This is a genomic window from Granulicella sp. S156 (genome assembly GCF_009766105.1).
Lineage (GTDB): Bacteria > Acidobacteriota > Terriglobia > Terriglobales > Acidobacteriaceae > Granulicella.
On sequence record NZ_LMUH01000006.1, the window covers coordinates 249,303 to 276,281 of the forward strand.

Below are 26,979 nucleotides of genomic sequence, written 5' to 3' on the forward strand. Positions count from 1 at the left end.
GCTGGGTACAACGCAGAGTCTTGTCTCTGTGGATGCGCTCCAGGAGTTTCGAGTGCAAAGCTCCACGTATTCGGCCGAGTATGGACACTCACCCGGTGGCCAGTTTTCACTGCTGACCCGGTCTGGAACGAATAGCCTCCACGGCAGCGTGTTTGACTATCTCCGCAATAATTTCTTCGACTCGAACGATTGGTTCAACGACTACTATGGCAAACCGACGCCGGCTCTGCGTCAGAATGACTTTGGTGGAACAGTCGGAGGACCCCTTTTTATACCGCGGCTCTATGATGGCAAGAACCGCACATTCTTCTTCGTTTCCTACGAAGGATTGCGTCTCACACAACCGACAGCGGCGACGATTCAGTACGTCCCTGACCTGTCTATGCGGCAGCAGGCATCCTCGGTTCTGCAGCCCATCCTCAATGCCTATCCTCTTCCGAACGGGATCGACTATGGGACCTCGGCGAACCCGAGCCTTGCTCAGTTCATTGCTCCGTTCTCTTTGCCTAGTTCCATCGACTCGACCAGCTTCCGTGTAGACCAGAGCTTCACGCCGAAGTTGGCCGTCTTCTTTAGATACAGCACGACTCCGAGTTCCACGGCGTCCCGTCCCTTCTTCGCGCGCCAGACCTTTCAAAGCAATACACAGACCTATACGCTGGGTGCCACGAGCCAACTGTCGAGCAACGCAAACAACGAGTTTCGGCTGGGCTACGGCAGCAACGATGCCACTGTAAAGGGTGCTGTCGATAGCTTCGGCGGTGCCACCCCAGTCAATCTGGCCGCCGCCATGGGAGCGGGAGGCATTACGGCGCCCTACCCTGTGATGTACTTCAACATCGCAGGGATCGGGACCTCCGATTTCGCGGTTCCTGACTCCGGAAACGTGAACCGTGAATGGAATTTGATCGACAACTTTAGTCTTTCGCTCGGTCGGCACCAATTCAAAGTTGGTGCTGACTACCAGCGCATTCGATCCACACTCGATCATAGTTATGCCGAGATATTCGCGTACTTTGCAAGCCCCACTTCAATCCTCAACAATGAGCCGGATGAATCCGAAGTCGCCCGCTTCAAATCAGCGACGCCGATCTTCAACGACACGGCATTGTTTGCTCAGGACGAATGGCACGTTTCCTCTCACATCAATGTTTCCATGGGTGTGCGCTGGGAAGTAAATCCACCACCGACCGAAGCAAGCGGGGACAACGCCTACACCCTATCTGGAGACATAGATAATCCAGCTTCGCTGTCTCTCGCGCCCCAAGGAACTCCTCTATGGAAAACGGTCTGGTACAACTTTGCTCCACGCCTGGGTGCTGCCTGGACGGTTCACGATCGAACCGGCTGGGAAACGGTTCTTCGTGGCGGAGGCGGAGTATTCTATGACACGCTCAACCGCGTGGGGGCTCTGGGATACGGTGGCTTGGGTTTTATCGCCTTCAAGCTTTATAGCGGAGCCTCGATTCCTTACACTTCAGACCAACTCACGTTCCCAATCACGGTCACGCCTCCGTATACCGGAGCGTCGATCTATGTTTTCCCCCAACACCTTCAACTGCCGTATACGCTCGAATGGAACACAAGCCTTCAACAAGCCCTCGGCAAACAGCAGTCGCTGACGATCTCTTACGTCGGGGCCGCTGGCCGACGCCTGATCGGGGAACAGCAACGCTCGCTGTCTGCGCTCAATCAGACCTTCTCCAATGTCTTCTACTTTCCCGGCGGGTTGACTTCAAATTATGAGGCTCTTCAGGTTCAGTTCCAACGATCGGTTGCCCATGGAGTCCAGGCACTCGCGTCCTACACCTGGTCTCATTCTCTCGATCTGGGATCGACGGACACGGCACTGCCGCTTCAGCGCGGCGACTCCGATTTCGATGTTCGCAACAGCTTTCAAGGCGGCCTGACCTGGGATCTCCCGCTCGTCAACGGCAACCACATTTTCGCGGCGCTTCTGGACAATTGGGGTCTCGATGGACGGTTGATCGCGCGTGGAGCGTTTCCCGTACCGTTGCAAGGCTCCTCCTATGTGAATCCCGCAGATGGAACAGTCATCGGGAACACCGAGCGCCTCCAGAGCGAACGTAGCCTCTTCGATGACGCGTCCAAGTTCATGGAGTCGTATCGTGCTCAGGGGCGGGACCTTCGTTGAAGTCTGTCTCGCCATCGCTTCTTCTAGGTACTGCATCGTTGAAGGCAGATGCGCTCGAAGAACAGGCATCCTCTGATCAAAACAGCCGCAGGCGAGCAGGTCCTCGATGTGGGCAGCGCTAGTGATCTGAAGTTCAGCTAGACACTGCGTCGCTTGTTCGAATGCATTGCAGCTGAGAGAGTCATAGAGTGGCTGCCCCGCTTCTTCCGTGAGCCACGCATTCCAATCGTTCCGTGCGGCGATGAACGGAGGCAAACACTGAGGACAGTAGCGAGAAAGAAGTCGAGTCGTCGAAAGCTCATGAGTGTTTCGGCCACTGGTGGCCTTAAGCCAATAGGCTGGACCTTCCGTCGTCTCAAAGCACACTAGTGCGGAGGAGCGGCCGACGCTCAGTTGCTGGATGTTCCCGTTGAACACTACCTCACGATCGACAGCGCTCTCTCGAATCCATGCTTGAGCTTCCTCAATCCATCCCACTCTTGAGAAAGGACCGCGGTCTTGCGGATCACCTGCCACGATGCTCCGCACCGTGGAACGCTCCGACTGAGTCAGGTCCTGCTCCGCCACATCTTCGACGGATACAGCCGTTACGCTTTCAGGAAGAAGGCTCGACTCGAGCCCACGGGCCTCGATCACTGCGCATGATGGCAGTTCCTCGGACTTAGGCAAAAGATCAAGCACGATCGATTGCACGGCCCAATTCGCTTGGAGAACTCCGGTGAGTTGTTCCGCGACGCGAAACTGTTTAGGGATGTCGATGCGCGGCAATCTGTTCGTTTCGCCATGCTGTTCGACCAACACCATCTTCGACCTCGGCAGGACCAGAGCCACTCGAAACTCTTCTTGTTCAACGTCTTGACCGTTCACGCTCATCATCACGTCCTCCAATGCTGGTGTTGTCGGTTCAGCGTGACAACAGACCTTCCGACTTCAACTGCTCCAGAAAGTCGCGGACTCCTCGTTCCACGATGGCCGGATCGGTCTGGGTCTCGGTCGCGAGTTCCTGAATAGCCTGTTCTGCCGTCAGCCCCTGCTGGAGTCTGTCCCAGATGAAGCCCCCGGTGGAGTTCAGGGTTGTGATCTGATTGCGTGATACATCTAGAATGGCGGCGCCATCCTGATTCACGACGGTGCGGAGTTCGGGGAGGGGTAACGACATTCTGGCACCTCAGGAATCCTCATATCGCCTTAAATGGCGGTTCGATTCCATTCTGTGCAGGAGAAAGAGGAGTCTGGCCCCTACAGAATGTGTTCAAGGATGCGCGAGTTCTGGCCGCACAACAAGGTCCGGATGGACCATTATTTTTTATGTCCCTCTAAGGCCCATGATTCTCCGAGAGCCGAAGTTGCGGACACGAAATAACACAACACCCAAGCTTCCGTAGGGTCCGGGAGTTTCACGGAGTGTGTGGGATCGCAGTATTGACGCGTCGGAAGATCAGCGCTCCTTATCGAGCAAGCGCAACTGAGCCGCACGGCTCGCCAATTCTGTCCGGTTGGCGGCCCTCAATCGCTCGAATAGACCACTCAAAGTGCGTTTCACGGTACGGGCGCTGACTTGCAGTGTGCTCGCAATCTCACCGTTTGTCTTACCCTTCGCGAGCATCGCCAAAAGTTTCGTCTCCCTGGGCGTGACGAAAGTAGTTGCGATCCCGCCAGGAATGGTGGCATCACTGGCTTGCTCGTCTACGGGGACACCTGGAGGGCGCGTGGACGAGACGCTGAGGAAGACATCTGCGCGGCAGGTTACCAATTTTGGCTTAAATCGTGCGATTTCCCGCCGAATCTCTTCCATATCGTAGCTGGGAAGAAATGCGATCTCCATGCGGTCTCCATACTTCAACGCTTTCTGCGCATCACTCGCATTGCAGGCGAACAGTAACACCCGTATACGATGCTCCGCTTTCGCCTCCGATGTTTTCAGTCGAAGTTCGCCTTCTCGATCGGTTCCAATCTGAGCTTGGGTAGGGCGAGCTGAGTGTTTCATCCGAGGTCACCGGAACTGTTGAGGATGGACAAGGCGTGCGTCGCCGTAGTCCGCAAGCCATCTCAGCAGCATAGGGCCGAAATCCAAGAGTGCAAGAAATTTCTCTGGCTGTAGAGGATTCGCCACATAATTCAAACCACGATCGATAGGTGCGTTCGCAATAGGGACGCTCTTTTGGCCAAGCTAGTCGGGCCTTTGAGGCGGCTCCGGACGGATGAATTCGCAACTGGCGCTCGTCGCGCCCGAGTATGTGGAAGGGTAATTCTTAGTTTCCAGATCGTGGCTGTGGCGGAAAGGCACCTTAAGAATTGAAGATCACGTCAAGAATATTTCAGATCGAGCGCCCTTTGAATTTCGATGGATCAATACCGAGGGCTTTCATCTTTGCGGAAAGGGTAGTAGGTGGAACGTGAAGGATCGCCCCCGCGCCGGATGGCCCGTAGACTTTGCCCTGCGTCTCCACCAGTGCGCGTTCAATCAGCAGGCGCTCGTGATTCGCCATCTCTTTTTGGAGTGAACCCATCGGGGCGTCCTCAGAAGAGCGAGACGCAAACAATTGCTCCTCGTCGATTGAAAGTAACTGGCCGTTCGCAACGATCACGGAGGTATCGATGACATTCCTCAGCTCCCGGATATTTCCTGGCCAGTCATACGATCGCAGCAACTCCATTCCACGCGCTTCAATGTTCCGAATCGGTCTTCCGTGCCGGGCTGCTGAGAGTGCAATGAAGTGAGTGACAAGCATGGGAATGTCGTCCCTTCGTTCTCGGAGCGGTGGCACCTCGATGGGAAAGGCGTTGAGCCGATAGAAGAGATCGGGACGGAAGTCGCCAACTCGCATCGCCACCTGAAGATCACGATTAGTGGCGGCGATGACACGTACATCGGCCGAAATGGGTTTTGACCCACCGAGTCGCTCGAATGTGCGCTCCTCAAGCACCCGGAGCAACATGGCTTGCGTGTCGATTGGAAGTTCTCCGATCTCGTCGAGAAAGAGCGTGCCGCCGGCAGCCAGTTCAAACTGACCCACGCGTTGTCGATCGGCTCCGGTGAAAGCTCCTCTTTCGTAGCCGAAAAGCTCTGCTGCCATGAGTGTGGCGGGAAGCGCAGCACAATTCACGCTGCGAAAGGGCATGCGTGCTCGTTTCGAATTCTCGTGAATGGCTTGAGCGATCAGCTCTTTGCCAGTGCCGGTTTCACCGGTGATCAAGACGGTGGCATCGGTGGAAGCGACCTGGTCTACTCGGACGAGTGTACGTTGCAGGACGGGGGACCCACCGATAATCTGTTCGAACCGATTCCGTTGGATATCGGCGAGTTCGCCTTGGAGGGCAAGGTTGAGTTCCTGCAATGAGATGTTCTCGCGGCGGAGTTTCTCTTGCAAAGCCTTGTTTTCATCGAGCAGTGTCTCATTGTCCCTAAGCAGGTTCTGGAGCGCCTCACGGTCTGCATGCTGCTCCGTTTCGTCCATGACCGTGCCGATCATCTCTTTCTCTGGGTCTCCGATCGAAAATGGTCTGCCCAGAAAGCGGACAAATCGAATTGAGCCGTCAGGCCGACGAATACGATGTTTGTGATCGATCGCCTTCTTTTGTTCGACAGCCTCATGCCATAGGGCAGTGAGTTCCGGCTCGTCGTCTGGATGAACACGCTCGCAATATCCTGAAGGGAACTTTTGTTCACCTTGTGGATCAACACCCAGGATGCGGAGCAACCCCTGGGACCAAGAACTCTCGCCAGTGGTTGCGTTCCAAGCCCAACTGCCGGTATGGCTAATCTCTTGTCCTTCCGTCAAATAGGCGTCTCGGTGGCGGAGTTCCTCCTCGATTCGCTTCCATTCCGAGATATCCCTAGCGGTAACAGCAAGGAAAGAGGGTTCTCCGGTTCTTGCATCGGGAATCACAAAAGATATGCAGTGCAGAGGAAAGCGCGTGCCGGTTTTGAGATTCCGCCCCATAGTCTCAAACTCACGCCATCCCCGCTGTTCGAAACCAAGGGCTAGCGTATCGCTGGCTCCTCTCTGATCAGACTCGAAGAAAAACTCAAGAAGGCTGGTCCGCTCGATGTCTTCACTTGCTTCCAGACCGATCAGTTTCCGCCCGGCGTGGTTTACAAAGACGGCTAAACCGCTCAAGGTCGCAACCCCTACAAAATCGGGGCTATTCTGCACCAGCGTGGTCAGCATTTGTCTTTCCGATGCTTGTGCGCGGCGTTTTGTATTGTCGAATATGAGTCCAACAATGCCGTTAAACTGTCCGTTCTCGAGCAGAGGTATGGCGGAAATGGTGGCCGGGAACTCTGCGCCGTCTTTCCGAATGCGCTGGACCTCGCGGTTCACAATGCTTTTGCCTGAATGTAGCTCCTCCTCCAGACGCTTCCATGTTTCCTTCTCACTATCTGGCAGCGGGGCAGAATGTCCGACAAGTTCGCCAGGATCGAACCCAATCATCCTCTCGTATGCGGGATTGCATCGGCGCACTATGCGATCAGTTTCCAAGAGGGCAACTCCAAATGGAGCGGCGTCCAGAATCGTCTTGTACTCCGCGTTGATCCTGGCATACTCGGCGGTGCGCGCCTGTACTTCAGTCTCGAGCTGATGTCGTGCCTGTCGCAGTGATCGCTCAAGGTGGCGACGAGACCGAGTCAGTAAGTAGATCAAGACTGCAAATACGGAGTAAACCTCAAAGAGTGGGAGATCATACGGCGTAACATGGGACCACCCGAGCGGGGAGGGAAGGAGTATCCTCAGCCCCAAACTGCAAAGAACTATAGCGAGGATGCCCGGGCCATTACCGCCATACCAAAAGCTCACCCCTATCGCGGCCACGAATGGGAGAACATTGGGACTGCGCACATGGTTATGCTGCAACAGGTACTGGATTGAGAAGGCGGCCGCAACGGATACAGCCGCGATGCCGTATCGGGCAACGGCAGATGACGTCGGGCGTGGCTCTGGCTGGAAACTCCATCTCGGCATCGCGCTCTCCGTGCTCACATCATCGACCTCTACGCGTTCGTCCAATGCACACTCGTGGCTATGGATCGCATTAGGGTCGGACTTCTGTTCGCATCAGGGATGGAATGGCAACCCCATTCCATCCCTGATGCGGACTTAGTAGCCCATGTGTCGTAGAGCTAGGTCAACGACCCGATGCAATTCAGCCTTTGTCGCTCCATTCGCCGCCTGAATTCCTAATCCCTGAACCAACGTCCCCAAATATCGTGAGAAGTCGGCTGGATTCACGCCTGTCTCCAACTCACCGTCCCGTTGTGCTTGCTGCAAGCGCCTCTTAACGGCAGCATCGCCGTGTTTCCTAAATTCAATCATGGCCTGTTTGACGGATTCCGCGTCTGTACCGCAGGCAAGGGCAGCCTGAACGGAAAAACACCCTCTTGGGTTGTCCGGATTTGAGAGAAAATCGGCCGTTCCACGCAACGTGGATTCGATCACCTCGCGAAGTGTCGGTTTTTCTAGTGCTTCCCGAAGATAAGCAGCCGGCCCATTGGCGTACCGGGTAGTGGCTAGTCGAAACAGCGCCTCCTTGTCCCCGAACGCTGCATACATGCTCGAACGGTTGATGCCCATCGCGTCGGTAAGGTCGGACAGTGTAGCGCCTTCGTAGCTCTTTTCCCAGAACACCCGCATTGCAGCATCAAGGGCAGTATCTTCGTCGAAACCCCTCGGTCGTCCCATCTTTCCGTTTGTGTTGGCTTCAGTACGCATACAGTATTTGATGCACTTCTGGACTAAAAAGTCTAAAAGTTTTGCATCCTGCTAATTTTAGAGACATCTGAATCGTTAAGTCCAGATGTGCGCCTGTTTGTCGGCGGAAGTATAACCAAGGAGAAGAAGAGAGTATGTCCAGGCAATTCCCCCTATCCATCCGAAAAGTTCACCGGGCGCCACGTCCTGGCTCCGCATACTCTTCGGCTTCCTTGGGGCGACCAATCTTCACCTTGTTCTGGCAGTGGGCAGCGCAGCCGTGCTGCTCGGAAGGGTAGATTGTGCGACGCACCTTGAACCGCACGCAGAGGCGATTCGAGCAGTATTCGTGGAGCCCACGTCTTCGACGATTCAGTAGTTGTACCGGCGCGCTCGGCCTTCAATTCGACAGTCGGAAGCCGAGCAGTTTTAGCAAGCACGTTGTCAATCAATTCATTTCCACCCTTGAAAGCAGGTTTAGGTGACCTACGAAGAACTCTCTATCGGTACGGCAATCAGTTCGTGGAAGCTGGCGATTACCCGTCTTGACCAAATGTTTTCGTCTTTGCGAGACAAAGATCTTCAGCGTGAGGTAGCCCCCGGCAGAAATAGGGTCTTCTACCTTTTGGGCCACCTCACTGTTGCCCATGACCGCCTATTCCCAATACTGGGTCTTGGTGATCGACTCCATCCCGAGCTTGATGAAGATTTCTTCACGAACCCTGATCGCACCTTTCCCGAGGATGACATATCGGCGACCGCCCTCCGGCAGGCATGGTCCGAGGTCAACAGCAAACTTACCGCAGATCTGGTGAGACTTCGTCCAGAGCAGTGGATGGAAAGACAGTCTGCCGTATCAGACGAGGGTTTCGCCAAAGATCCTCTGCGCAACCGTCTCGCTCTGTTGATAAGCCGTACCAATCACGCATCGTTTCACGCGGGGCAGATCCGGCTCGCGTCTTGAGCCTGCGACGCATGTCCGCAGGTCCACAGGAATCCATCAGAAGGGAGCAGATCAAATGACGGCAAAGCTAGAAGTGGGACAATATTTTCCGTGATGCACGCAAGGAACATACACGATCAGGAGGTCAGTCTAGCTTGCGCTGGAGCTCCATTTGCACTTTTTTGGTTCCAGCGTTTGGGAGTACGAAGCATGCTGACGATCAGTGGTCTGTCGACCAGTGATTCGCTCTTGCAGGAAAGCTATAGATGACGAAAGCTGTGCTGTTCCACCAATTCGGAGGCCCGGAGGTTCTCGAGATCGAGGACATTCCGACGCCCAGACCGGGCATGGGCGAGGTACGTCTCAAGATGCACGCTGTCGGGCTCAATCGTGCCGACTCGATGCTGTACCGAGGTGTCTCCTCTCGACAAGCTCATCTCCCGTCCCTCGTTGGATGCGAAGGCGCGGGCACGGTTGAAGCAGTAGGTCCGGGCGCAGATCAAGCGTGGCTCGGTAAGAAGGTGGCGATGTTGCCCACCAGTATCACTGGTCAATACGGCACGCTCGGCGAGCAGGTAATAGCTCCCGTCGCATCTCTGGTCGGTTACCCCGAGGGGTTCTCAGATTCCGAATGCAGCGGTATTTGGTTGCAATACCTCACTGCTTACGTCGGGCTCATTGAGGTGGCGCACGTCGGCGCCAGAGACTTCCTTGTGATCACTTCGGCATCAAGCAACCTCGGGATTGCTCTCCTCCAGGTTGCAAGGAAGGAACGCACCTCTACGATTGCGGTGATCCGCGACGGACGCTGGAAGCGCGAACTCTTGAAGATGGGCGCCGACTACGTGATTGCCAGCGATGAGGAGGATCTCGAACCGCGCATTCAGGAGATCACCAAAGGTCGAGGTCCACGGATCGTATTCAGCGCTATGTCTGAACCGCCACTCGCGACCGTGATCCCTTTGATGGAGCCCGGTGGAATCCTGCTGGAGTCAGAAGATTTGGTCGAACTTGGCCGCAAGTCGCCGATAAGGGCAACCGTTCCCGCCAGCATCACGGTCCGCAAATGCCAAGCTGAAGAAGTCGCGGACGATCCTGGGCGGCTTGCGTCGGCGATACGGTATATCTGCGAGGGCTTGAAGTTCGGGCACCTCCAGGTTGATATCGCGCGAAAGTTTCCGTTCCCTCAAGTCTCTGAAGCCTATCGTTGCCTGGAGTCGAATGAGACGCTCGGCAAGATCGTTGTAACTTTCCCAAACCCTTGAACTTAAACAAATCTTCTGCATCCGTTAGCTCTACGCACACATCTGAAACGATGAGTCCAGAAATACGGAGAGCAAACTACCGACGAAGTACAGGAAAGCTTGGAGGAAGAGAAAAATGGCAGAACAAGCAGTACTCGATCCAGCGGGGCAGGCGCCGGAACAGGCTCAGTCATCCCCGCGCCGAAAACCGGTTCCCCTCATCATCGCCGCCGTGCTCGTCATTGTGGGTATCGTTCTGTGGCGGCTGTTCTTTGCGGGATCTTCCGTGCCGGCGAGCATCGTGATCTTGAGTGGCCGCATCGAGGGAGACGACTCTGCCATTGCGCCGAAGACGACCGGACGAGTTCTGGAAGTGCGCGTCCGAGAGGGAGACGAAGTTAAGGCGGGCGATGTGATTGCCGTCCTCGATGATCAGCAAATCCAGGACCGGCACGACCAGGCGCAGGCTGCTCTCACAGCGGCTGAGGCGAGAACCACATCGGCAAGAGCGCAGGTGGCTGTTCTTGAAGAGCAACTAAAGCAGAGTGAGCTTACCGCCGATCAATCGAAGGATGATTCACAAGGCCGCGTAAGGCAGGCAGAGGCAGACCTGACAGCAGCACAAGCCGATCTCACGCAGCAGGAAGCTTCTCTCAAGTTGGCGCTCTTCGACAAGGACGCCTATGCCCGTCTTGTCCAGACTGGAGCAGTGTCCGAGCGGCAGGGCAGACTGTCCATGTCCACCGCCGATCAGCAGGAAGCGGCAGTGTCTGCGGCAAGGCGGCGCGTGGAATCAGTACGCGGCGCACTCCTCACGGCCCAGGCCAACCTTGCAAATCCGGGTATCCGCTTGGCCCAGGTAGCGGGTGTTCGAGAGCAGCTCATTCAGCAACAGGCTGAGATTGCGGTCAGCGCGGCAAGCGCCGAGCAGGCTCGTTTTCAACTATCTGAAGCGGACGCCAATCGCCAGGATCTTCTTGTGCGGGCGCCCTTCTCAGGCACAGTCATCACCCGTGCGGCTGAACCAGGGGAGATCGTAACTGCGGGCACAGCGATCGTTACGCTGCTCGACTTGTCTAAGGTCTACCTTCGCGGATATGTGCCGGAAGGCGAGATTGGCAAGGTCAAGATCGGACAGTCAGCGCAGGTCTATCTCGACTCGAATTCAAAACAACCACTGGACGCCTATGTGTCACGTATCGACCCGCAGGCTACCTTCACTCCCGAAAACACCTACTTCCGTGACGATCGTGTGAAGCAGGTCGTTGGCGTGAAACTCCAGATCAAGGCCGGCAGCGGCTATGCAAAGCCGGGCATGCCGTCTGATGGAGAGATTCTCGTGCAAGGCGACAAGTGGCCAGCCCACAAGGTGCAGTGATGAGTACAGTCTCTCTCCAAACATCAGCGGTCGATCTGCCTCGGGATACTTCTGGACCTGCTATTCGCACCGAAAAGCTGGTCAAGAAGTACGGCATAACTGAGGCAGTGCGAGGCATTGACCTGAATGTCGAACGCGGCGAGATCTTCGGATTGATCGGACCAGACGGCGCAGGCAAAACAACGACGTTTCAGATCCTCGCGGGCGTAATGGAGGCTACCTCGGGCACCGTAGAGGTCTTCGGCCGACCGGCCCGCGAGATGCGGTCGCAGACTGGATATCTGACACAGAGCTTCAGTCTCTATCCCGCTCTAAGCGTCGCGGAGAACATTCGGTACATCGGAGATTTGCGCCGGGTTCCGCCGGAAGAGATCAGAAAGCGTTCGCTCCGCTATCTCAGGATGTTTGACATGGACCGCTTTCAGGATCGTCTTGCGGGGCGACTGAGCGGAGGCATGAAACAGAAGCTTGCGCTCGTATGCGCTCTTGTTCCCGAGCCTCGTATCCTTCTGTTGGACGAGCCAACCACAGGTGTCGATCCTGTTTCGCGCCGCGAGTTTTGGGACGCGCTAGCCCATCTCTCTGCCGACGGCTTAGCCATCATTGTGGCCACTCCCTATCTTGATGAAGCGGAGCGGTGTCACCGGGTCGCTCTCATGCATCAGGGGATGCTGCATCAGACGGGAACACCAGCCGAACTGCGGGCCGGCCTCCGCGTAAAGCGGCTCGAACTCCGAACGTCGAACCTCGCCGAGGCAGAGAGTGTTCTGAGCGAACAGGCAGGAGAAGAACACGAGATACTCGATGTTCAGCGCTTTGGCGACAGGCTAGACCTGCTGGTGCCCGATCCGGAGATTGGAACGCGCGCGGTCGAGAAGATATTGCGCGGGGCTCAATTGGATGCGACCGAGATTCAGATCGATGAGCCGACACTCGAAAATACGTTCGTCGCCACTCTCCGATCGCTCGGGCAAGAGATACGCTCATCTCCATTTCCTGGAGATCACAACCACGACGCTCTTCGCGGGCAGATTGCGATAGGTGCCACCAGCCTGACCAAGCAATTCGGTGCCTTTACCGCCGTCAAGGACGTGAGCGTGCAGATCCGGTACGGGGAGGTCTACGGACTGCTTGGAGCAAATGGCGCGGGCAAGACAACCACCATCAAGATGCTCTGTGGACTGCTGCCTCCAAGTTCCGGCGAGATGCGGCTTGCGGGCGAGACCGGCAGTCTGCGATCCGCGGAGGTACGCCAACAAATTGGCTATATGTCACAGAAGTTCTCGCTCTATGACGATCTGAGCATTGAAGAAAATCTGAACTTCTTTGCAGGCGTGTATGGCGTTCCCGATGCAGAGCGTGAATCGCGGCGCCGTTGGGCGCTTTCTTTCTCCGGTCTCGAAGGCAAGGAGAAGCTTGTTACCGGAAGTCTTCCTGGAGGATGGAAGCAGCGTGTGGCCCTTGGCGCCGCGATCATGCACGAGCCGAGCATCTTGTTTCTCGATGAGCCAACCTCCGGTGTTGATCCTTTGGCGCGCCGTGCCTTCTGGAGAGTCATCAATCGTCTCGCAGATCTTGGAACAGCCATTCTCGTAACAACGCACTACCTGGAAGAAGCAGAGCAGTGCAACCGGCTAGGTTTCATGGTCGCAGGGGAACTTGTCACCGAGGGTACGCCGAGTGAGATCAAGAGTCACCAGGAAGGACATCTCCTCGAATTCGTCGTCGACCAGCCCCAGCGCGCCACAGACGTCCTGAAAAAAGGCTTAGAGCGTTGGAGAGTGTCGCTGTTCGGCGATCGCCTTCACGTCATCACGGACAAGAGCGCCGAGTTCGGTATTAGAGACACCACGCGCAAACTGGCCGAACACAACATTCGTGTCCTCAATGCGAAAGAAGGGCGCTTCTCCCTCGAGGACGTTTTTATCGGGGTTGTCGAGAAAGCGCGGCAGCAAGGCAAAGTAGCTTCGGAAGACTAGGCGGAAATCCATGAGACGAATACTTGCACAAGCTCGAATCGAACTAATCCAGATCATGCGGGATCGGCTGGCCCTTGTTCTGGTCTTGGTCCTGCCGCTGTTTCTCCTCATCCTGCTTGGATCGTCGGTCACTCTGACCGTGTCCCACCTACCGATCATTGTGCAGGACTTTGACAATTCCAACGCTTCTCGCGAATTCGCTGACGTATTTCGAGCATCGAGTTCTCTGTATGTCATTTCGTGGCCCACCGACCAGCAGCCACAGGAAGCATTTCTACACAATGAGGCGAGAGCGGCACTCATCATCCCGGCCCACTTTGAGCGCGACGTCTTAAGGAGGCAAAGCACCGCTGTTCAGCTTCTGGCCGATGGTTCCGATGCCAATACAGCCAGTCTGGTGTCGGGCTATGTCACTTCTATCGTCGGCGCATACAACGCGTTGCATGCTGGCTCGACAAGCGTGCAGGCGGTGCAGGCGCAGACCAGGCTATGGTTCAACCCCGGCCTCGATAGCAACAAGTATTCAGGTCCCGGAGTCTACGTGCTGTCCATGTCCATGTTTGCTCCTTTGTTGGCCTCGCTGGCTATGGCAAAGGAGAGCGAAACGAAGACGATCCTCCAGGTCTATGTCTCCAGCATCTCCGCTCATGAGTTCCTGTTCGGCAAGATTCTCGCCTTCAGCATCGTTGCCTTGGCAGAATGCATACCGCTGCTCGTAACGCTAGGAGTCTATTTCAAGGTCAGCTTCGCCGGCGATCCGAGTCCCTTTATCGTCTCGACCCTGCTCTATGCCTTTTGCGTAGCGTCCTTTGGGGTTATGGTCGGTGCAGTGATACCTAGCCGAGTTGCAGCCCTGCAGATGGTCTCTATGGGCGGATTCCTGCTCGTGTTTCTTCTCTCGGGTCTCATCTTCCCTATCGAAAACATCCCGCCGGCGATTCGCTGGATCTCGAATCTCGTATGGGGCAAGCATTACATCTACGTCGTGCGCGACGCCTTTCTTCAAGGCGGCGGTTGGCGTTCCACATGGCTGGAGATCCTGATTATCGGATTCACCGGCTTGGTGTTCTACGGATTCGCATGGAGAACCATGCGGCGCATGCAACTTAGCGCCTAAACAGGAGCAATGCTATGAATCGATTCTTCAATCATCGGCTGCTTGCTCTGATGCGGAAGGAGCTAGATCAGATCCGCAGGGACAGGCGCATCGTAATATCCCTGATTGTTCCTCCGGTATTGCAGCTATTGCTTTTTGGCTTCGTACTGAACTCGAAAGTCGAGAATCTGCGACTTGGGGTTATTGATCAAAGCCGCACTCCAGAAAGCCGGGAATTGATCGCCGATCTAGGTGAGAGCAGGAGCTTCCGTTTGACAAGCTCCTTTCTTGCCCCTACAGAATTGACTAACGCCATCTCGGATGGGAGAGTGCAGGCTGGTCTCGTCATTCCCTATGATTTCGCCCGCGACCTGCAACGGGGCAGGCAGGCAAATGTCCAGTTCCTGCTCAATGCGATGGATGCGAACACTGCCACCATCGCAAGAAACTATGCGCAGGGAGTGATTACAGCCTATTCATCGAATCTGCAGGGTTCCGGCTTACACGCTCAATTCGACCGGATAGGGTCAAGTGATGTCGGTCGTCCGGGACGTGTCGATCTCCAGCCTTCCTTTCTCTACAACCCCGGCCTCCTCGCCTCATGGTTCACTGTCACGGGTGTCCTGGGATTGCTTTGCATCCTGAACGGCTCGCTGGTGGCTTCGGACACGATGGTGAAGGAACGCGAGGTGGGAACGATCGAGCAGTTACTGATGTCTCCTGCGAGCACTTCGGAGATCATCGTCGCGAAGATCGCGCCTCTCTTCTTCCTGCTGTGCATTATGGCGTTGCTGTCTATCGGTTTGGCGCGGCTGGTCTTTGATGTGCCGTTCCATGGAAGTTTCCTGCTGGTCTACTTCGGCGCCACACTCTGTCTGCTCAGCGGAATCGGCATCGGGACTTTCATCGCCACCTTCACCAAGTCGGCAGAACAGTCCCAGCTTGCGAGCTTCTTCGTCAATCCGCCCCTTTCAGCACTTTCCGGCGCCATCACTCCCATGGAATCCATGCCTCGATGGATGCAACCGCTGGCAGAACTCAATCCGATCTATCACTTCGGAGTGATCGCCAGGGCAAGCATGTTGAAAGGCAGCGGCATGGAAACGCTCTGGCCAAACTTTCTAGCGCTCTTCGCTATCGCCATCACCCTGGTCTCGCTCAGCGTCCTGCGATTCCGGAAGCAACTCGGATAAGGAGACTTACATTCATGAAGCCGTTCGACAATCACAGGAAGCGAGCTTTTGAGATCCTTCCCCTCCTGCTTCTCGCCGCTGCACCGGCCTTCGCACAAATCGGGCTTCCCAACGCGCCGTCTCAAGGAACTCTGGCCAATCAGCTACCTCTCTCCGGAACAGGCGGGCAAAGCGGCGCGGTCACTGCCGTTCAAGCTCCGGTATCCGGCACTACGACGAGCGTCAATACGCTCAATACTTCGGTGCAAGCCTCTGGCCCTTACACGGGCAGTATCGACAGCTCCGCAAAGATGCCGTTTTCCGGGGCCCTGTCGTTCATCGAAGCGATCCATCGCGGACTTGACTACAACCTTGGCACTGAGGGAGTCACGCAAGCGATACGACAGGCTCAAGGAGAATCGAAGGTGGCACGTAGTTCCTTGCTTCCGAACTTGAGTGCGACAGCGAGCGAGGCGGTACAGCAAGTCAATCTCAAAGATTCCGGAGTTCGTGTCAACTCGTCTATTCCCGGCGTCACGATCCCAAGTATTGCCGGGCCGTTCAATTACTTTGACCTTCGTGCTCACCTCACCCAAACCATCGGGGACCTGACCGCGTGGAAAAACTACCGCTCCGCTCAGGAGATCGTCCACTCCAACGACTTTACGTTGAAAGATGCGCGCGACCTCGTAGTGCTCGCCGTCGGCGCCTCTTACCTCCAGGTTGCCGCGGCGAAGGAACGGGTGATCTCGGAACAGGCACAACTGGATACAGCGACTGCGCTTTTCAATCAGACATCGCAACAACGCGCAGTCGGCCTCTTGGCGCAGATCGATGTCAACCGAAGCCGTATCCAGATGCTGGCCGAACAAGAGCGACTGGAGACTCTTCGCAATGATCTTGCGAAGCAGAAGATCAATCTCGCTCGCATGGTCGGTCTGCCAGCAAACGACCACTTCGACATCTCCAGTACGATCCCATTCTCTGCTGGCCCCAGCATCGAGATCGAGACGGCCATTCAGAATGCGTATACACGTCGCGAGGATCTCAAAGCTGCTGAGGCTCAACTTCGTGCATCGCAGTTGGCGCTTTCTGCTGCTCGCGCCGAGCGCCTACCTTCCTTGGCTGTAAACGCCGATTACGGGGTCAATGGCACCAATCCCAATCAGTCGCATGGGACGTTTTCAGCCACAGGGACTCTGACGATACCCATCTGGCGTGGGGGACGCACGGAGGGCGATGTCCAGCAAGCGGATGCAGCCTTCGTGCAACGAAGAGCGGAACTGAATAATCTTCACGCGCGAATTGAAGGCGATGTGCGTAGCGCTTATTTGGATATGCGGGCGGCGGCCAATCAGGTGACCGTCGCTGAAGACAACCTCAAGGTCTCACAAGAAAACCTCGACCTGACTCGGCAGAAGTTTCAGGTCGGAGTCTCGGACAATGTCGAGGTGATTCAGGCGCAGCAATCCGTCGCCAGCGCACAACTCGATCTCATCAACAGCGTTCTTGCCCACAACGTGGCCAAGCTCAGTCTCTCTCGCGCCATCGGGGATGCAGCAGACAGTCTGCCCGATTACCTTAAGCTGCCCTAAAAGAGCGGTTGCCATCGAGAGGAAGCATTCACATTTTTCGCAGCAGCGGTACATGAAAGGAAGGAAACTCTATGAAAATCACCTCGACTATCTCCCGGATTCTTTTGGGATTGCTATTCCTCGTCTTCGGACTCAACGGCTTCCTGCAGTTCCTCAAAATGCCTCCACCAACCGGCACTGCCGCGCAGTTCTTCGGCGTGCTCCTTGTTTCCCACGAGATCGTTGTCATCATGGCTATCCAGGCGATTGGTGGGGCGCTGCTGCTGGCGAACCGCTTCGTCCCTCTGGCACTGTTTCTTTTAGGCCCGGTCATCGTCAACATAGTGCTCTTCCATGCGTTCATGAATCCAAGCGGCCTTCCGATGGCGATTGTCGCCGCCATCCTGTGGACCCTCATTGCTCTCGGAGTCCCCGGCTTCTTCGAATTGGTCTTCAGGTCCCACACTACGAAGACTGCCTCGCTATAGGGCGATCACCATTCGCGTCTCAGGGCACATTCAACCTTAGAAGGAGCCCATTTGATTTCATCGAAACCCTTAGCAGGCGAAGCGCCAACTCTAAGAACAACTGAAGACCGGCCCTCGGGCTCTCATCCGGTATTGGGCACGTTTGAGCTGGGAGGTCTCAAGCTGCCTAACCGGGTCGTGATGTCTGCGATGGCGCGAGCACAGACGACCAGCAGCAACCATGCACCTATCCCGCTGGACGCGGAATACTATGCTCAACGTGCTTCAGCAGGGTTGATCATCACCGGAGGCATTTACATAAGTCCACAAGCGACTGGTGCCCCCAATGATCTGGGGATTTATAACGAAGAACATGTGAACGGCTGGAGGTACGTTACGGACACCGTCCACGCGAAGGGCGGGCGGATCTTCGCCCAACTCGGCCACAGCGGAGGCGTATCGCATCCGGATCTCCAGGGAGGAAACTTGCCGGTAGCGCCGTCTGCCGTCAATCCGGGATCGAAGGTCTTCACACCCTCTGGATTTACGGATACAGTCACACCGCGCGAGCTCACCAGAGGCGAGATACGAGACATCATTGAGGATTACAGGCACGCAGCGGAGAACGCGAAAGATGCGGGCTTTGATGGGGTTGAACTCCATGGGGCCAACATCTACCTGATCCCGCAGTTCCTGAGTGACGCGCTCAACCACCGCACCGATGAATATGGCGGATCTCTAGAGGGGAGGACCCGATTCCTCTTCGAAGTGTTGGACGCCATTGCCTCGGTCTGGAATCGAGGCCGGATAGGCGTAAAACTCAGCCCCAGCCTGCATGGTGTGGGAGCATTTCATGCGACCGAAAATCTCCTGCCAACTTACGAACTCGTCTTCCACAGGCTGAACGATTTCCGCCCCGCCTATATCCACCTGGCGAGAACCATCAATGATGTCAGTGGAATCCCACTGGCAAGTTTGAGGTACAGAGTGCTGCAACACTTTCGGCCAAGATTCTCCGGCACCATGATCGGCAATGGTGGTTTTGACCTGGATGCCGCGAACGATGCTATCTGGCATGGCGATGCTGATCTCGTTTCGTTTGCCAAACCATTTATCAGCAATCCGGATCTAGTAGACAGGTTTGCGAGAGGGCGTGAGTTGACGCCAATCGATCCAAAATCTCACTACCAGTGCGGTGCGCTCGGATAGCATTCGCCAGGCGGATCTAAGTCTGATAGTTCAATAGCCCGAGTAGTATTTCCACACTTCTCTGCATTTCTGCGCGTGTGGCTCCATTGACCGATTGAACCGCGAGACCTGCGACAATCAGAGAGAAGAAGCGAGCATAGTCGGATGGATTGATGTCCGCCGGAATTTCTCCATCCTTTTTGGCTTCCTGGATTCGTTTTCTCAGAGCCAGTTCTCCCTGCTTCCGTACTTCCACCATCATTTGTTTCACTGATTCTGATTCTGCAGAAGTTGCCAAGGCACCTTGGACAGATAGGCAGCCTCGCGGATTTCCTGGTGTTGAAAGGAACTCGACCATTCCCTTAAGTGCGGCCCGCACCACCTCTTTGAAACTCTTTTCGCGAAGAGCAGCGTGCAAGTAGGACATCTGACCCACTGCGTATCGTTCCACCGCCAGCCGAAATAGCTGTTCTTTGTCCCCAAAGGCGGCATACATGCTGGACCGATTGATGCCCATTGCAGCCGTCAATTCGCTCATTGTCGCCCCGTCGTAGCTCTTCTCCCAAAAGACCCTCATAGCAGCTTCGAGTGCGGCATCCTCATCGAAACCACGGGGGCGACCCATTCTTCCATTCGAGTTCTTCTTTTCGCTCATACATATATATGACGCTCTTCTGGAACGAAGAGTTAGAAAATTTGCATCCGTTGCCACAGCCGTACATCTGAAACGATGGGTCCATAAAGAAGTCTCATGGATGCTCGCTCAAGGCAGGACATCAAGTTGCTCGTCGAAATGAGCCATCGTCAACGTTCGCTGGAAAAGCTAAAGGCTCTTGATGTGACGCTCACAAAAGAAGAACTCAATGACCTTGACGAAGGCTTTGCGCTGGGAGCAATCACGGGAGACCGAGACCCCGCTCAAATGAAACACCTGTCGGCTAAATAGGAAGGGAGACAATGGCAGAAATCTCAATCTTGACACCGCACCACCGGCTCAAAGGCTACCTGGCTACACCGAAAGGTGAGGGGCCTTGGCCCTGCGTTATCGTGCTTCATGACATCTTCGGCTTGACTGACGTGACGCGTGGCCACGCCGATTGGCTGGCCAGTGAAGGGTATCTTGCGCTGGCGTTGGACCTGTTCTCCTGGGGTGGTCGCATCCGTTGCATCCGCACCTTGATGGCGGATCTGTCGGCGCACAGGGGAGCGTCGTTCGATGATGTCGACGCCGCGCGGCAATGGCTGGAAGGCCACCAGCATAGCACCGGCAAGACCGGGGTCATCGGCTTCTGCGTGACCGGTAGTTTTGCGATCCTACTGGCCGCCGGCCACGGCCTTTCGGCAGCAGCCGCGAACTACGGCCCAGTCCCAAATGACATCGATGCAATCCTGGGTGGGGCCTGCCCGCTCGTCGGGAGCTACGGCGGCCGCGACAGGAGGCTGAAGGGAGCGGCGGCGAGGCTGAACGGCGCACTCGAACTGCATCAGATCGAGCATGATGTCAAAGAATACCCGGATGCCGGGCACTCCTTCCTCGATGACCACAAAGGCCTGATCGGAGTTCTCGGCGTCGTCATAGGGGCTACTTACAAAGAGAAGGACGCGGCTGACGCGCGCGGCCGTATCCGGGCGTTCTTTGCCAGCCATCTCGCCTAGTTCAACAGTTGTGGATACCTCTTTCCTCGCTCTATTCCGATGCGCTCGATCTCTTCGAACCCGCTTCTAGCGTACTTTGATCTGTATGTCCGGAGTAGGTGCCAAGCACCAACGGATAAGTGTGTCTCATCGCGACGATCTGCGGAGATCAGGCACAGGAAGGGCCTGAACGAAGCCAACAGGATCGGCTCTGAGTCCGGCTCCATGCCCACGATGTTAAATGCGCAATCTTGAGCAAAGAAAGCTCGACTTCGGCAACACGATCGGTATGGCGCGGTTTATTTACCTGTCGTTTCAGAGTAATGACGTGTAAAACCGGATTCATTCTTCTTGACGGGGAGGTGGCTCCGGCTCTCGTCAAGCTATTTATGGAACGAGAGGTACAGATAATGAATCCACCATCAAATTCGTCTCATCTGAAAGAAATCTCACCTCTGTAAGGAACTAATCATGTCGTTAGACAACTCGCTACACGGGAAGGCTGGAACAGGCAGCGTGGCTCAAGGTGGCGGCTCAGATCGCCCCTTGTTCACTGCATACAGCTTGGGAGATCTTCCACTGGCCAACCGGGTCGTGATGTCCCCAATGACACGGGGACGGACCACCAACAGCGGTCGAGTTCCAACAGTGGTGGAAGCTCGATATTATTCACAGCGGGCATCGGCAGGGCTCATCATCACTGGAGGAATCTACGTCAGTCCGCAAGCAGTCGGGGCAATTAATGTTCCTGGACTCTATACAGAAGAGCAGGTTGATGGCTGGAAAAGAATCACTGATGCGATCCACCGCAGAGGCAGTCGCATCTTCGCCCAAATCGCTCATAGCGGATCGATTTCACATCCCGATCTATTGAATGGAGCGAGCCCTGTCGCCCCATCAGCGGTCAACCCTCTTCAGAAGGCTTTTACTCCATCAGGGTTTGCGGACACCGTGACTCCTAGAGAATTGACCCTATCCGAGATTCAAGCGGTTATAGATGACTTTCGAGTCGCGGCAGCAAACGCGAAGCGAGCAGGATTCGATGGGGTGGAATTACACGGAGCAGCCATCTATCTCATCCCGCAATTCCTGAATGAGGCCACAAATCTCCGCACCGACGCCTATGGGGGGACAGTCGAGAATCGCTCGCGCCTGCTCCTAGAGATACTCAGTGCCTTAGCGGATGTCTGGGCCCATAGCAGAATTGGAATTAAGTTGAGTCCTAGTTTGAATGGTCTAGGAGTGTTTCGAGCGACAGAGACGACGGTTCCAACCTACGAATACATTGTCAAGCACCTGGCCGCATTCCAACCGGCATACCTACATCTCATGCGGCCAATCAACGATCTATCTGGTACCCCGGTGGCACTTCTTCAGCAGCATACGTTAGACCATTTTCGTTCCATGTTTCCAGGCACCATCATCGGGAATGTAGGTTTCGATTCTGAGTCGGCGAACGAGGCTATTAGGAACGGTAACGCGGACCTCATATCATTTGCGCGGCACTACATCTCAAATCCTGATTTGGTTGAGCGTCTCAGGCATGGTTATGCGTTAGCGACCAGTGATCCCACAACGTATTTCCAAGGAGGCAGCACGGGATACATCGACTACACACATTACTGATCAATGCGGGCCGTATGACGCAGGCGCATCGGAATGGAATTCGCTATAGCCGCTTCGCGGATTGGGAGAGGCCCAGCCAATGAGTGCGGTAGTAAGTCGGGGGAAGTTAGGGAGGCTAGGTATACACCATGAGGACGATCGTCATGACAGGCGCAACGGCGGGAATAGGACTCGCCGCCGCAGAACAAATACGGCGAGTGCCAAATGTTCGGCTACTGCTTGGCACGCGTGGTACATCAACAGTAAGTGCGGATTCTCTGCCGCTCGACTTGGCACGGCTTGCCAGTGTGCGCAGCTTTGCAGCGGCAGTTGAGGAAATGCTGGGTGGCGGCAGCATTGACGCGCTGGTGCTCAACGCCGGTATACAGTTTGACGATGTCGATCAGCGCACGGAGGACGGTTTTGAGACTACTTTTGCAGTGAATCATCTGGCCCACTATCTGCTGCTTCGGCTTCTGATGCCGCGATTGGCCACTGGGGCTGCCGTCGTCATCACTACGAGTGACACCCATGATCCGAAGGCGCTGCCGTTTTCTTCCGGGTTTGCGCCCGAGCACGCGGACGCACTGAAGCTGGCCCAAGGCCAGGTCCGACTCAATCCCGAATCGAAAGCTTCGGGAAGGCGTGCTTACGCAACTTCGAAGCTCTGCAATGTGCTGACCGCTCGAGCGCTCGCCTCGTCTCCTTTCGCGCGGGAGCGAGGTTTGGGTGTCATCGCATTCAATCCGGGATTGACGCCGGGAACACAGCTTATGCGTAACAGTTCCGCCGGCGTTAAGTTCGTCGTCGCGGTACTGATGCCGATCCTGAGCCCATTGATGCGCATAAATACGATCGCAGGAGGTGGTGACCTCCTGGCGAATTTTGCGCTCGACCGGATTGTCCTGCCGGCAGGGCGGATCTATGCTTCGCAGGTCAAGCGCCAATTGACGTGGCCGGATCCTTCCGAACTGGCGCTCGACGACGCGGCGATGACGAAGCTATGGCGCGATAGCGAGACCTTGGTACGGCCCTGAGTCCGCACACTCTCGGAAACCTAGCCCCTGCCGCGTGGACTCGCGGTAAGGGCTAGCAAACGAGCGGTGTCAGTGTCCTCTTTACTCGACATCAACGAGGAGGCGATGTAGCTCCAAGTTCGCAATCACCCACTCGCCATCAACCCGCTTCCAGGTCTCGTAGTAGTGCCCGTAACCGTGCATGCTCTTCGCCGGATGCTCGGGGGTGGGCGTGTAGCGGTGCCAGTCTTCCATGGCCCAGATAGCTGATGCCTCCGCGTCAGATTTGAACTCGATCTCCGAGTTGTGTGTCTGGTGCACCGTCACAGTCGTCGCGAAGAAGTGGCGTGTACCCTCGAAGAACTTCTCCACGCCGTCGGACGCCATCATGACGGTACCGTCTGGTTTATAGAACGTGACCTTGGCATCCGCGCTAAAGAGTTTCTCCCATTTGTCGTACTGCTTGGTGTCGAGATAGCGGCAATATTTCGCCTTGCGATCCCGAATGATCTCTTTCACTTCCAGTTCGTTAGGCATGACGTTGACTCAATGTTCCTTTCGGGTGAGCAGCGAGGTATTTCAACTGCCGCTTACATCTGCTACGTTCGGCTCAATGCATGAGACTGAGAAGTCTCGATGTCTTCGTTACGTTCGTGTCAAATAAGATTATCTGTACCTATCGATTCAGATGTATAAAGAGAACTAGTGATGCAAAAGCTCTTACACATTTTGGTGCTGATCGAGTATTTGTGGGCCACGCGCAGCAACCAGCGCAGTTGAGCATTTCGGCACAGAAAGCGGGCGATAGAGGCGCGACCCCTCCACCAAGTTCATAGAGAATTATTCAAGCAGTTAATTTTGCAACACCTCCTCCCGTGGCTTACTTGACGGGAGCCAACATCACCTTACCTCGCTTAACAATTGAAGGAGAGCTATGAGCTTTCAGCTATACAGCACGGACATCAAAGATGGGGAAGAACTTGCTCTTGCGCAGGTCTATAACGGGCTGGGACATAGTGGTGAAAATATCTCACCGCATCTTGCGTGGACGGGAGAACCGGCTGGTACGAAAAGTTTTGTCGTGACTTGCTTTGACCCTGACGCTCCGACTGGATCGGGCTGGTGGCACTGGCTTCTCATAGACATCCCAAGCAGTGTCAATGAGTTGGCTACCGGCACAGGGTCCAAAGGAGGAGTGTTGCCTTCGGATGCATATCATCTTCGATCAGACTATAGCACTTATGATTTCGGCGGAGCCGCACCGCCGCCAGGACCAGCGCACCGCTACATTTTTACCGTTTACGCAATGCCCTCGGAGCATCTAGGAATTGATGCGGAGGCAAGTGCTGCTCTGGTCGGCTATCTCACGACTCAGACCGCGCTCGGCAAAGCCACTCTCACGGCAACATATACCTTCAAGGAGCCGACTGCATCAAGCGCCACATAGACGAGGTTGTGTTCCATGAAGCCCTCAAGGGAGATCGCTATCATGGCTGTGGATGAATATGAAAGCGTGAGCAGCATCAAGATGCGTGCGGGAGTCGGATCGGCCGCACGCATTGTTCAAACTACTGAACTCACTTTTCATCGTCTCGTGACCGACAATCCGGTTGCGATATTGGTTACGCAAGGCGCCAAAACTATAGCTTGGCCCGGCGGCCTTTGTAAGGCTTCCACGGGTGACATTGTGGCGCTCCCTCGCAGCCAGACATTCGACATGACGAACCATCCATCGTTGGAAGGCAGCTACGAAGCCTACTGGCTGACATGGGATGGTGATCTTCTTTCTTCATTTGCAAACACACATTCGCATGCACGAGGGCATCTCACGACCGCAGAGGTCGTGAGGAATGTGCCTGAAGCTTTTCGTCGAAGCTATACTCAGGCTCTTGAGGCAATCACAAACCGGATTGCCATTCCACACCTTGTGGCGCGCCATAGGTTGTTGGAGTTGCTTCTCTGGTTGTTGGAGCACGGAGTGTTCTATAAGCCTGACTTCCCCAACACCGTTGAAGCAAAGGTGCGCCACTTAATTTCAGAAGATCTCGCATCAGCATGGTCCGCTGAGCGAGTTGCCTCTCGGTTGAATATGGGTACGTCAACGCTCCGCAGAAAATTGGCGGAAGAACGGGTGAGCCTTCGCGAGGTCCTGCAAGACGCCAGAATGTCATACGGGCTCTCTCTTATTCAAAGCACGACTCTCTCGATGTTGGAGGTCGGTCAGAGCGTCGGTTACGATTCAGCTTCAAGATTTGCGGTGAGATTTAGGTCACGTTTTGGATTTAGTCCTTCGGAGGTCCGAGGAAGCCGTAGGAGCCATCGACCCCTCATCCGGATTGGTAGCTGATAGCTCCTCGATCTTGCGGCGTGACAGACCGTAGATGGCCGTGTTGGACTATGAAACGAGTTGTTCGGCTGCGGCTTGCCTGATGACACCCAAGGCTCAGGCGATAAGAACTTAGCGCTTCATTTCTGGCATGACGTTTTCACCTAGACGTTGCGCTATACCAAGTCATCAGACACTACCCGGCAGTGTTTAAGTATTCATGCTCTACAGCCACCATCCACTACGCTCAACGGCTATCTGAAGTCGAGTGATATCGCGAAACGAAGCTTCTCGCTCTTCGTCAATGACAGCCTCTAGCGTGCTCAGCAGAAATCATGGCTGCGGATCGCCGGGTAGAGCAGGCTGCCCATTGGAAGGCGGAATCGATTTGGGCACATTCCTGGTGAGTCTTTTGCCCAAGAACTCCTGGATCACCGCCTGGCCTGCGCGGCCTGCGACGCCCAGACCGGCGTTGGTAAAGACCAGACTTGCTCCGCGATCCGCGTGGGGATAATACGCATTGGAGAGCGCTCCTGCGGTCATCGTCCCAAGAAGATAAGAATAGTTCGGCATCGTCGTGCCGCTGTCACTGCGGGCGACGAATGCGCTGCTCACGGCATGATACAGGCGTGACTTTTTCGTGCCGGTTCCCTGGTAGAAGTAGCGCGGATCTTGGTGGAATAGCGAAGCGAAGACCGCATGACTTAGGAAGTCACTGGATCGACCATCACCAAACTGAGCCGCCCAGCGCTTACCGTACCCGGCCGCACCTTGTCCGTATCCCTTATACGCGTTGTTTGCCTGTTCGATTCCTGCGGTCACACTAACCCCTATGTATGTTGTCCAATCGAGCGTGTCGTGTGCAGCGAGAGAGAATTTCTGTCTTGACGTCATCGGAGCGGCGTCGGGGACGTAGCTTACATAGAAAGCCGGGACGATACCGAGCACGCGTTGCTTCTCCTCTGCTCTGATCTGCACAGCAGCGATCTCCTCGGTGGGACGAACCGTCACCTCTGAAGTTGTTGACGCGACAGCCAGCATAATCTTGGGTATCTGATAGGACTGTTGCGCGGAAACGACGATCTCCGCTGACCTGAAAGGCTGAAGACCATTCACTGTGATAAGGACGACATAAGATCCCTCAGGAACCTGGTTGAATGTAAATTCACCGTTCGGCCCGGATGTTACAGATCGTCGCTGTGAACCACCCTTGCTCGTTAGAACGACCTGGGTCCCAGCAATAGTCGCTTCAGTTATGTCCTGGACGACCCCTGAGATGCGGGCCGATCCGTCCGTCGGAAGCGACTGACTGTTCGAAATTTGTGGACCTGATTCGGGAGTCGACTTACTCCGCTGACTCTGTGGTGTCGGCGCATCGGGAAGTGACGACATGTCGCTCCTCGTGAGGCTTGATGCGAGAGCCGAATCTTGCGCGGCAAGGTCTCGCGTAAAGGCAACGACACCGATCAGGACAGCCATTTGAATGAATCTGCAGCAAGAATCAACGAGGA

General features: G+C 55.5%; 24 protein-coding genes. 17 read left to right on the plus strand and 7 right to left on the minus strand.

The features are described 5' to 3' along the window. Positions 1–2,155 (plus strand): TonB-dependent receptor (locus GSQ91_RS05655; protein ID WP_216845073.1); only part of this gene is annotated, 2,155 nt, incomplete at its 5' end. 904 nt (positions 2,156–3,059) lie between these two features. Here the strand turns inward: GSQ91_RS05655 and GSQ91_RS05660 are convergent. The 3 genes from GSQ91_RS05660 to GSQ91_RS05670 form a co-directional block, all read right to left on the minus strand. Further along, on the minus strand, positions 3,060–3,314 hold the full coding sequence (locus tag GSQ91_RS05660) for a PqqD family protein (protein WP_158820278.1): 255 nt from the start codon (positions 3,312–3,314) through the stop codon (positions 3,060–3,062). Between the two features lie 279 nt (positions 3,315–3,593). Continuing rightward, entirely contained in the window at positions 3,594–3,980 is a 387-nt protein-coding gene (locus tag GSQ91_RS05665; RefSeq protein WP_158820279.1) for a response regulator transcription factor, read from the minus strand. 493 nt (positions 3,981–4,473) lie between these two features. Then, a complete protein-coding gene (locus GSQ91_RS05670) occupies positions 4,474–7,119 on the minus strand; it encodes a sigma 54-interacting transcriptional regulator (protein ID WP_254064377.1) in 2,646 nt (881 codons plus the stop codon). On the opposite strand from GSQ91_RS05670, the gene GSQ91_RS25815 reads away from it, so the two are divergent. Continuing rightward, a complete protein-coding gene (locus tag GSQ91_RS25815) occupies positions 7,055–7,258 on the plus strand; it encodes a hypothetical protein (protein ID WP_254064379.1) in 204 nt (67 codons plus the stop codon). The two genes, GSQ91_RS05670 and GSQ91_RS25815, sit on opposite strands and share 65 nt — an antisense overlap. Here GSQ91_RS25815 and GSQ91_RS05675 read toward each other — a convergent pair. Continuing rightward, positions 7,255–7,836: a TetR/AcrR family transcriptional regulator gene (locus tag GSQ91_RS05675; protein WP_254064374.1), complete on the minus strand. Its 582-nt coding sequence runs from the start codon at positions 7,834–7,836 to the stop codon at positions 7,255–7,257. The two genes, GSQ91_RS25815 and GSQ91_RS05675, sit on opposite strands and share 4 nt — an antisense overlap. Positions 7,837–8,326: 490 nt before the next feature. On the opposite strand from GSQ91_RS05675, the gene GSQ91_RS05680 reads away from it, so the two are divergent. The 9 genes from GSQ91_RS05680 (at position 8,327) to GSQ91_RS05720 (ending at position 18,907) form a co-directional block, all read left to right on the plus strand. Further along, entirely contained in the window at positions 8,327–8,809 is a 483-nt protein-coding gene (locus GSQ91_RS05680) for a DinB family protein (RefSeq protein ID WP_158820282.1), read from the plus strand. Positions 8,810–9,054: 245 nt separating this feature from the next. Next, positions 9,055–10,053: a zinc-dependent alcohol dehydrogenase family protein gene (locus GSQ91_RS05685; protein WP_158820283.1), complete on the plus strand. Its 999-nt coding sequence runs from the start codon at positions 9,055–9,057 to the stop codon at positions 10,051–10,053. 115 nt (positions 10,054–10,168) lie between these two features. Then, positions 10,169–11,410 (plus strand): HlyD family secretion protein, encoded by a 1,242-nt coding sequence (locus GSQ91_RS05690; protein WP_158820284.1) that lies wholly within the window; start codon positions 10,169–10,171, stop codon positions 11,408–11,410. Then, positions 11,410–13,389, plus strand: coding sequence for an ATP-binding cassette domain-containing protein (locus GSQ91_RS05695; RefSeq protein WP_158820285.1), 1,980 nt, complete (start codon positions 11,410–11,412; stop codon positions 13,387–13,389). The genes GSQ91_RS05690 and GSQ91_RS05695 overlap by 1 nt, the downstream gene beginning before the upstream one ends. Positions 13,390–13,399: 10 nt before the next feature. Beyond that, positions 13,400–14,506 carry an ABC transporter permease gene (locus tag GSQ91_RS05700; RefSeq protein ID WP_158820286.1) on the plus strand — a complete coding sequence of 369 codons (1,107 nt, stop codon included), beginning with the start codon at positions 13,400–13,402 and terminating at the stop codon, positions 14,504–14,506. Positions 14,507–14,556: 50 nt separating this feature from the next. Next, the gene (locus tag GSQ91_RS05705; protein WP_254064378.1) at positions 14,557–15,678 is read left to right on the plus strand and encodes an ABC transporter permease; all 1,122 of its coding nucleotides are present in this window, start codon (positions 14,557–14,559) and stop codon (positions 15,676–15,678) included. 14 nt (positions 15,679–15,692) lie between these two features. Beyond that, the gene (locus GSQ91_RS05710) at positions 15,693–17,252 is read left to right on the plus strand and encodes a TolC family protein (protein ID WP_158820288.1); all 1,560 of its coding nucleotides are present in this window, start codon (positions 15,693–15,695) and stop codon (positions 17,250–17,252) included. 71 nt (positions 17,253–17,323) lie between these two features. Then, on the plus strand, positions 17,324–17,719 hold the full coding sequence (locus tag GSQ91_RS05715; protein WP_158820289.1) for a hypothetical protein: 396 nt from the start codon (positions 17,324–17,326) through the stop codon (positions 17,717–17,719). Between the two features lie 51 nt (positions 17,720–17,770). Continuing rightward, positions 17,771–18,907, plus strand: coding sequence for an alkene reductase (locus tag GSQ91_RS05720; protein ID WP_216845076.1), 1,137 nt, complete (start codon positions 17,771–17,773; stop codon positions 18,905–18,907). Between the two features lie 16 nt (positions 18,908–18,923). Here GSQ91_RS05720 and GSQ91_RS05725 read toward each other — a convergent pair whose 3' ends face one another. Then, positions 18,924–19,541, minus strand: a complete 618-nt coding sequence (locus tag GSQ91_RS05725) for a TetR/AcrR family transcriptional regulator (protein WP_158820290.1) — start codon at positions 19,539–19,541, stop codon at positions 18,924–18,926. A gap of 96 nt (positions 19,542–19,637) precedes the next feature. Between GSQ91_RS05725 and GSQ91_RS05730 the strand changes: the two genes are divergently transcribed. The 4 genes from GSQ91_RS05730 (at position 19,638) to GSQ91_RS05745 (ending at position 23,163) form a co-directional block, all read left to right on the plus strand. Beyond that, the gene (locus tag GSQ91_RS05730) at positions 19,638–19,832 is read left to right on the plus strand and encodes a hypothetical protein (RefSeq protein WP_158820291.1); all 195 of its coding nucleotides are present in this window, start codon (positions 19,638–19,640) and stop codon (positions 19,830–19,832) included. Between the two features lie 11 nt (positions 19,833–19,843). Next, a complete protein-coding gene (locus GSQ91_RS05735) occupies positions 19,844–20,542 on the plus strand; it encodes a dienelactone hydrolase family protein (protein ID WP_158820292.1) in 699 nt (232 codons plus the stop codon). Between the two features lie 450 nt (positions 20,543–20,992). Next, positions 20,993–22,147: an alkene reductase gene (locus GSQ91_RS05740; RefSeq protein WP_158820293.1), complete on the plus strand. Its 1,155-nt coding sequence runs from the start codon at positions 20,993–20,995 to the stop codon at positions 22,145–22,147. Between the two features lie 128 nt (positions 22,148–22,275). Further along, positions 22,276–23,163 (plus strand): SDR family NAD(P)-dependent oxidoreductase, encoded by an 888-nt coding sequence (locus GSQ91_RS05745; RefSeq protein ID WP_158820294.1) that lies wholly within the window; start codon positions 22,276–22,278, stop codon positions 23,161–23,163. An 81-nt stretch (positions 23,164–23,244) separates the two neighbouring features. On the opposite strand, the gene GSQ91_RS05750 is transcribed toward GSQ91_RS05745, so the two are convergent. After that, positions 23,245–23,679, minus strand: coding sequence for a nuclear transport factor 2 family protein (locus GSQ91_RS05750; protein WP_158820295.1), 435 nt, complete (start codon positions 23,677–23,679; stop codon positions 23,245–23,247). 397 nt (positions 23,680–24,076) lie between these two features. Here GSQ91_RS05750 and GSQ91_RS05755 point away from each other — a divergent pair, with 397 nt between their 5' ends. After that, positions 24,077–24,589 carry a YbhB/YbcL family Raf kinase inhibitor-like protein gene (locus tag GSQ91_RS05755; RefSeq protein ID WP_158820296.1) on the plus strand — a complete coding sequence of 171 codons (513 nt, stop codon included), beginning with the start codon at positions 24,077–24,079 and terminating at the stop codon, positions 24,587–24,589. A 42-nt stretch (positions 24,590–24,631) separates the two neighbouring features. Continuing rightward, positions 24,632–25,489 carry an AraC family transcriptional regulator gene (locus GSQ91_RS05760; protein WP_158820297.1) on the plus strand — a complete coding sequence of 286 codons (858 nt, stop codon included), beginning with the start codon at positions 24,632–24,634 and terminating at the stop codon, positions 25,487–25,489. Positions 25,490–25,801: 312 nt separating this feature from the next. Here GSQ91_RS05760 and GSQ91_RS05765 read toward each other — a convergent pair whose 3' ends face one another. Next, complete coding sequence (locus GSQ91_RS05765; protein ID WP_158820298.1) at positions 25,802–26,860, minus strand: carboxypeptidase-like regulatory domain-containing protein; 1,059 nt, start codon at positions 26,858–26,860, stop codon at positions 25,802–25,804. Between the last annotated feature and the right edge of the window lie 119 nt (positions 26,861–26,979).